The 7394-nt window shown below is 32.1% G+C and carries 8 protein-coding genes; all 8 read right to left on the minus strand.

What is annotated here, in order from left to right:
* Positions 1-36 precede the first annotated feature (36 nt).
* Positions 37-1734: a ShlB/FhaC/HecB family hemolysin secretion/activation protein gene (locus tag Q0507_RS06885; protein ID WP_298714288.1), complete on the minus strand. Its 1698-nt coding sequence runs from the start codon at positions 1732-1734 to the stop codon at positions 37-39.
* A 201-nt stretch (positions 1735-1935) separates the two neighbouring features.
* A complete protein-coding gene (locus Q0507_RS06890) occupies positions 1936-2325 on the minus strand; it encodes a hypothetical protein (protein WP_298714291.1) in 390 nt (129 codons plus the stop codon).
* 23 nt (positions 2326-2348) lie between these two features.
* Complete coding sequence (locus Q0507_RS06895) at positions 2349-2780, minus strand: hypothetical protein (RefSeq protein WP_287540897.1); 432 nt, start codon at positions 2778-2780, stop codon at positions 2349-2351.
* A gap of 156 nt (positions 2781-2936) precedes the next feature.
* Complete coding sequence (locus Q0507_RS06900; protein WP_298714294.1) at positions 2937-3824, minus strand: immunity protein YezG family protein; 888 nt, start codon at positions 3822-3824, stop codon at positions 2937-2939.
* Between the two features lie 270 nt (positions 3825-4094).
* Positions 4095-4859 (minus strand): DUF3969 domain-containing protein, encoded by a 765-nt coding sequence (locus tag Q0507_RS06905; RefSeq protein WP_298714297.1) that lies wholly within the window; start codon positions 4857-4859, stop codon positions 4095-4097.
* A 137-nt stretch (positions 4860-4996) separates the two neighbouring features.
* Entirely contained in the window at positions 4997-5869 is an 873-nt protein-coding gene (locus tag Q0507_RS06910) for a hypothetical protein (protein WP_298714299.1), read from the minus strand.
* A 38-nt stretch (positions 5870-5907) separates the two neighbouring features.
* On the minus strand, positions 5908-6795 hold the full coding sequence (locus tag Q0507_RS06915) for an immunity protein YezG family protein (RefSeq protein ID WP_298714302.1): 888 nt from the start codon (positions 6793-6795) through the stop codon (positions 5908-5910).
* 40 nt (positions 6796-6835) lie between these two features.
* Positions 6836-7216, minus strand: coding sequence for a hypothetical protein (locus Q0507_RS06920; protein ID WP_298714305.1), 381 nt, complete (start codon positions 7214-7216; stop codon positions 6836-6838).
* Between the last annotated feature and the right edge of the window lie 178 nt (positions 7217-7394).

Here is a 7394-nt window from a genome sequence, read left to right on the forward strand (position 1 = left end):
CCTTATACCCTCTCATTTAATAACACACATTTTTAATTAAAACTGATAACTGGATCTGAAAGCCCATACACTTGTATCAGTAGTAAAACCGTCCGGCTTTTTAAGTGGAGTGCCTAATGACACATCATAGCGAAATGCATCACCGATATTCCCACGAACACCGATAACCCCACCTACTAAGGTATTACCAATTTGTGTCGCTGTGGACGGCCCCCATACATGACCTATATCTATACCTATATACGGAGTTATTCGTTGTCGTCTAAATGGTAAGGCCCATTCATTTTGAATGTAGTAACCGGAGTCACCACGTAATGTTTCTTCCCCACTGAAGCCACGTACGGAATAGCGTCCACCGATACTAAATTGATCAGTTCCAAACAATCGTTGATTGGTAAACTGACTTCTAAAACGCATCGTATACACACCTTGTTTATGACCTATTCGTACACCGCTTTGAATTTCACCTTCAAGTCCCGCCATTTTATATAACGTAGTCGGATTATCTGCCAATCCTTCCCAACTACGTACTGTAGCACCTAGGCCTCGTATGCCTTGACGATAAAAGAGATATACATCAGACATAGTATTCCCACTATACTGACGATGGGATAATCCTAGTTCCAATGCTGTGGTATGTTGCTCTTGTACACCAATTTCTATATCATCAATGTAACTATGGCGTGTTTTATGAATCACCTTAGCGACAGCAGCGGTCTTGGAGCGACTCGTCCGATTCAAAACCTGCTCTACAGAAAACTCAATCCCCCGAGTATTCCCAGAAGAACGGAATGCTTCTGGCATAAATACCAATTGATGATAACTATATTGATAGGTGGATAAGCGATACATTCGATTCCCATCAGGTACGGCATAATTTATGGCATACTGCTTTGATCCATGTCCATCACCATGATGACCAATATCCTTCGTTATACTAGCCGATAAAGTATCATTAAGCCCTGCCAACTGACTAAATGATACATACATAGTGCCTTGGTATTTCCCTGTCGATTCGTAACCCGCATTGTCTAAAATCAACGACCCATGTACAAATCCTTTTTGTTCTACCGTTAGTTTCACAATAGAGTGAAGTGGCTTTGTACCTGGCTCGATGCTAAGCTTTACATCTTGTCCCGGTACATTTCGCATCTGGTCTATACCTTGCTCTAATGCTTGTCTACGCAGTACATATCCGGGACGAACAGGAAACGCACTTCGCCAATTCGTGCGAGCTTTTGGATTCGTGAGAACAATATCTTCCACATAGCCCGGTAAAATTTCAAAAGTGAGTGTACCAGATTGTAAATCCTGATTCGGAACTATCACTTGACTCGTTACATATCCATCGGCAAGAATTTGCTCTTGTAATTGCTTTTGCAGTACAACAATCCCCTCTGCCCCAATATTGTTATGATTATATATTTTCAGTCGGTTCCTATACTTCTTAAAGACCGGTTCTGATGACGTAATCACAATCTGGTCAATTGGAAATGACACTGCTTCTTGTGGCAATGCATCCATAGGTGCGCCATTTAAATTGTCATAACTTGATTCTGAACGCGACAAAGCGGCCCTTGCCATCGGTGCCTCCGCGCGTTGACGCAAAGAAGCATCGGCTCGAGCCGCTTCTTGTTGTATAAATGAGGAAGGTACATCCGCTGCCAAAGTTGTCGTTGCACACATAACGCCAACTAAGCCCACACAACCGGCAGCGATTGATACTACTTTCATAATTCTCTCTCCTATATATTACTTTTAAATAATTATTAACTTATTAGTTCGTTTATATCTCTCAGAAAACATAAAATCAATATTTTATGTATATATATGTTTTATAGAACAAAAGAGAGTTGATTCATACAACTCTCTTTCACTAATCAATCAAAATATACTTAATTTTAGTTATATTCAGTTTCATATTGCAATTTAAGATTATTTAAAATTATCAGTTATCACATTAAAAAGAATCATAAGCATAAAAATAACTATTATAGGTATTACAGAATAAAAATCTCTTTTTGCTTTTTTCAATAGAATAGGCATTTTCTCTAAAGTAAGTGAAGAGTCAGACTTAATGGCCAAAATTCTCAACCACAATTCTAATACCCAACTCAATATGCCTATAACAGCTAAAAGATGAATTAAATTAGCACCATCATAAGGAATATTAATGATTATAAAAACCAGACAGCCTATTCCTATTTCCGTATATAACATAGATTTAGAACGTTTAACTTGTTCCTTGTCTAATACAAAATAAGGATTCCTAATAAAATATAGACAATATATACATAATAAAAATAATGAAAGACCAATCTTCATATATAGCTCCATTTAAAATAAAATTATAAATGCAATCTTTCTAACCAATTATTACGTGCTAAAACTACAATATATCCATCATTCCTTGGATCCTCTAATACATATACTCTATACGATTCATTTTCATATACATAACGAGTTTTAGCTTGGTCAATTAACTCCCAATTCCCACTTATAGGTTTTATTGATTCTATATCTTTATGTAATGAATCTTTCCTTATATTTCTTGCCATACCTTTTGAGAAAAGAGTTCTTCTGTTCGACTCATATACTTCGCTAGCATTCAAATATTGTTCTCGAGGAAAATATGCATTTAAAGCTTGTATCAATTCTACTCTAGACTGCTCAACTTTATCATTATAGAAGAAATTGTAGCATAATCCACAAATTAGCCATACAAAAGAGCAGCCTAAAAATAAGTACCAAAAAACAGAATAAATTGTTTTAAATTTCATCACTAATTTTCCCTCTTATCTCATCAATATCACTAATATCAGAGTCAACTCTATTAGTTAACTCTTTGTAGTATAGTTTGCCACCCATCGATTCCGAATACCTAATGAACAGGTCCGTAAAAGCTTATCTAATCAATTTCATCAACGAACTTTAAATCATTTATCTCCATAAGTTAGCTCTAAAGATACTTCACCATTAGCTGTTAATATAAATATTAATCCAGAGAACGGATTTTGATTATAGAATTTAAAAGTATCAATCATCGCTAAAACTTCATTCTTTAAATCATACATAACCTCCGAAATAATAGCCGGCTCTTCATCATTATTTTCTACATACTTTATAATACATGAATCATCTTCAGTTTTATAAACCAAAAGCTCTACAGAAGGATTATCAACATTCATATCAAAATATAATTTAGCACGATACCAATTTAGAGGCGTTAACTTGTATATACTTTTGGCCACTTTATTATAATGTTTTTCAAGTTCCGATTCTAAGCTTTTATGCTTTAACTTAAATGCCTTATCAATGGCAGTATAATTTTTTGCTAATACACGAGACTCCATATCTTCCAATAATAAAATACCTCGTGGACCTTTTAGCATTTCTTTATATACATCCAGCTCAAATTCATCTTCATTTTCCAAAACACCAAAGTTTTTATATACCCACTTATATCTATTTTGGAGCCAGCAATCGTCAGATACAGGGTCATTATGAAATTCAAAATGTGGCTCATAGTCATCGCGTGAAATATACATTGTTCCCCACGTCCATTGTTCTGTAGAGGCTTCATGAAGTAAACGTACATACGTTAAAATCTTACTAGTCCCAGCTTTTATAGATTTTACTTTTTCATCACTGCAATTATATAGCAAATCTCCATAATTAATGATTGAACCAGCCGGGGTTTTTACATAATAACAAGCCGAACTCGTACCTGATTCTGTACATTCAAAATATAAATAAGCCTTATACCAATGTTCAGGCATACAATCAATAAGTAAATCTCTTATTTTATTAATATATCTATCCATATATCCTCACATTAATTATTAGAAATTTCATCGGAGGATCTTCTATTCCTCTTACATCATCATTAGTAATGATTCGATGTTTATCTAAATCAAGAAATGTTAGTTCATAACCTAAATAATACCAGCGATTATTGTTAGTATTTAGCACCATGGTTTGAGTTCATTAGCATTGTTCTAAAGTTATATAATGCCTCTTTTGAAAAGCCTTCTAGCTTAGTTTTCTTAAATAATAATCATAAGTATATATACAACTTAAAAATCTTCTAGAATCTATAATCCCAAGTCTATAAACTTCCCTGAAACTTTGATCTGCCAAAACATCCCTTTAGTGGCTTTTAAATCAATGCCTGTTTCTAACTTGTCAGAACTCATACCATAAAATGGTAATAATACCTGTAATGATGCTAATTTTGCTTTCATAGTAATTAAATCTTTACTTAATTGCCCGGATATATTAGTATCGGCTATCTCCTGTAAATTGGAAATACATGCTTGAAGATCTTCATTCTGAATACGTTCACACGTATATATTTCAGACAAATAGGTCTGTTTAATACAACTTAAGATTGATTCAGAAATGAATTCAGGTTTTTGTAAGACTTCATACAATCCTAACAAAAACAACGCCCAAAATATCTCCTCTACATAATCGGTAAAGAAATAGATACCGAACTTCTTTTCATCATGTGTAGAAATTTTTAACGCTTCAGATAAAGTATTACCCTCTAACTCCCGTTCTATTAAAGCAATCCAACTACTGCATTCAATATCATCTAACGTATCATTTAATGCTGGTATAGGGATTCTACGAGCCATCCACTCATCAACATCCTCTAAACTCATCCCATCACCAATTATATTTAACAGTTTATCAGACAGATGTGCTTTTCTACACATTAATCGAATTAACATACTAAATATGTAATATTCTAGAATGGTCAAGTCAATATAATTTCGTCTATATGCCTTAACAGCACCCAATATAAAGACCATTAAAAATGTATCTAAGCTTTTTTTATTTTTAAAATAAATCATAATTATACCTATACCCACTATATTATTTTAGCTTTTGGTTTACTGGTTTATCATTAACCCTTTTTATTTATAGTAATAAATAATATATATTCTTTAGCCAGCCTCCCCAACTAAGTATGAATACATTGAAAAGTTAATCACTCTAAATAGTTTTCTAACCTCATTTTATGTTCTGGTTTTAAGCTCATATTATCTCGTGCAGTAACTAACTTAACAAATAATTCTTCTATAACCTCCTTATCCTCTTTACTAAATTGACTATAATGATCTATAGCTATAATTTTATCTTTCAATTGTTTATCATGATTTCGTTCTTTGATTAATTCATTAATAATAAACTCTTTTGATTTACTAGAAATCGTCTCATTAAGAAAATTATAATTTAATAAGTTATTGGAATAGTACTTCCATACAGTACCTGTTTCTAAATCTATCTTTGTAATACTACCAAAATCAACATTATAAAATATATTGTTAGAAATTTTATACGTATCAATTTTCGATAATTTAGATCCTGTAGCTAAATTATAAATTCCACGGGTTTCGTAAGAGAAAAAGAATGGAAATCTAATTATATTGCCTTCCTCTATAGGAATTCTTTCCCTAAAGTCAGCATAAAATTTACTTTTCCAAACCTCCTGTTCCGCATCAGAGAATCGACTAAATTCCGGATATACATTAGTAATGTCATCTATTCTGATTTCATTAGGTGGCTCTTTATGTAATATAAATACATGTTCGTTATTTAATTCATTATATACACCAATACCATTTGTAGTTATATAATATATTTTCCCTCGTACTTCATCAAAACCAAGAACATTAGAAGCAATTATATTAGTTGGCTCTTTGTAATATATTATACTTCCCCTCAGATCTAAATAGTGGATAAATGGGTGCATAAAGTTTGTAGCAAAGAAAAGCCAACCGCCCAAAATAATACCTACTACTATTAAACAAGAAAGAAGTATTCTCTCAAGCCATTTTTTTGAGTTTTTTCCTATCTGCATGAAAGCTCATCCAATCAATTTCATCAACGAACTTTAAATCATTTATCTCCATAAGTTAGCTCTAAAGATACTTCACCATTAGCTGTTAATATAAATATTAATCCAGAGAACGGATTTTGATTATAGAATTTAAAAGTATCAATCATCGCTAAAACTTCATTCTTTAAATCATACATAACCTCCGAAATAATAGCCGGCTCTTCATCATTATTTTCTACATACTTTATAATACATGAATCATCTTCAGTTTTATAAACCAAAAGCTCTACAGAAGGATTATCAACATTCATATCAAAATATAATTTAGCACGATACCAATTTAGAGGCGTTAACTTGTATATACTTTTGGCCACTTTATTATAATGTTTTTCAAGTTCCGATTCTAAGCTTTTATGCTTTAACTTAAATGCCTTATCAATGGCAGTATAATTTTTTGCTAATACACGAGACTCCATATCTTCCAATAATAAAATACCTCGTGGACCTTTTAGCATTTCTTTATATACATCCGGCTCAAATTCATCTTCTCTAGCTAGAACACCAAAATTCTGATACTCCCACTTATATCTATTTTGGAGCCAACAATCATCAGTTACAGGATCATTATGAAATTCACAATGTGGCTCATAATCATCACGTGAAATATACATTGTTCCCCACGTCCATTGTTCTGTAGAGGCTTCATGTAGTAATCGTACATACGTCAAAATCTCACTAGTTCCAGCTTTTATAGATTTTATTTTTTCATCACTACAATTATATAACAAATCACCGTCAGTAATAATAGAACCAGAAGGAGTCTTAACATTATAACAAGCAGAACTCGTACCTGATTCTGTACATTCAAAAAACAAATAACACTTATACCAATGTCTTGGCATACAATCAATAAGTAAATCTCTTATTTTATTAATATATGTATTCATAGTAGTTCCTATTAATCTTCACTTTTCCAATTAAATCTATTTAAATCTTTATGAAATTAAATACAAACATACATGTTAATAAAAATAGCATTGGCAATGTAGAATAAAAATCTTTTTTAGCTTTTTTATTGAGCATTGCTTTCACATCAGGTGACAAACTAAAATCCGATTCAATAGCAGGAACTCTTAGCCACATTTCTAATAAAAACAGAACTACAGATGTCATTTCTAATAAAAACCGCACTAGTCTAGAATATCCTGCAAAAATAATATATAAGAAAATTATCACACCTAAAAATAACTCTAAAATTAACAAAGATTTTGAGCGTTTAATTTTAATATTTTTTAGTGTAAAATAAGGATTTTTAATAAAATACATACAAAATAAAAATACTAAAAATCCTGCAAAGACTATTACCATCACTTTCTCCTATATCAAATAAAACTATTCAGTTTTATGCAAAGACTCTACATACCACTCATTAAAATCATTTTTAGCTGCTGTTTCTGAAAGTGGAGGTGACACAGAAGCTTTAACAATACTAAATGCAGCATCTATTTTATCATAAGACACTCATAAAATCGTAAAATTCTGGTGA

It is taken from the genome of uncultured Veillonella sp. (genome assembly GCF_938010505.1).
In the GTDB taxonomy this organism is placed as follows: Bacteria; Bacillota; Negativicutes; order Veillonellales; family Veillonellaceae; genus Veillonella.

What these genes read in the sequence shown, in the direction of transcription:
- Q0507_RS06905 (WP_298714297.1), bottom strand. Translation starts at nt 4,859, where the DNA reads ATGATTTATTTTAAAAATAAAAAAAGCTTAGATACATTTTTAATGGTC.
- Q0507_RS06920 (WP_298714305.1), bottom strand. Translation starts at nt 7,216, where the DNA reads ATGGTAATAGTCTTTGCAGGATTTTTAGTATTTTTATTTTGTATGTAT.
- Q0507_RS06900 (WP_298714294.1), bottom strand. Translation starts at nt 3,824, where the DNA reads ATGGATAGATATATTAATAAAATAAGAGATTTACTTATTGATTGTATG.
- Q0507_RS06915 (WP_298714302.1), bottom strand. Translation starts at nt 6,795, where the DNA reads ATGAATACATATATTAATAAAATAAGAGATTTACTTATTGATTGTATG.
- Q0507_RS06890 (WP_298714291.1), bottom strand. Translation starts at nt 2,325, where the DNA reads ATGAAGATTGGTCTTTCATTATTTTTATTATGTATATATTGTCTATAT.
- Q0507_RS06910 (WP_298714299.1), bottom strand. Translation starts at nt 5,869, where the DNA reads ATGCAGATAGGAAAAAACTCAAAAAAATGGCTTGAGAGAATACTTCTT.
- Q0507_RS06895 (WP_287540897.1), bottom strand. Translation starts at nt 2,780, where the DNA reads ATGAAATTTAAAACAATTTATTCTGTTTTTTGGTACTTATTTTTAGGC.
- Q0507_RS06885 (WP_298714288.1), bottom strand. Translation starts at nt 1,734, where the DNA reads ATGAAAGTAGTATCAATCGCTGCCGGTTGTGTGGGCTTAGTTGGCGTT.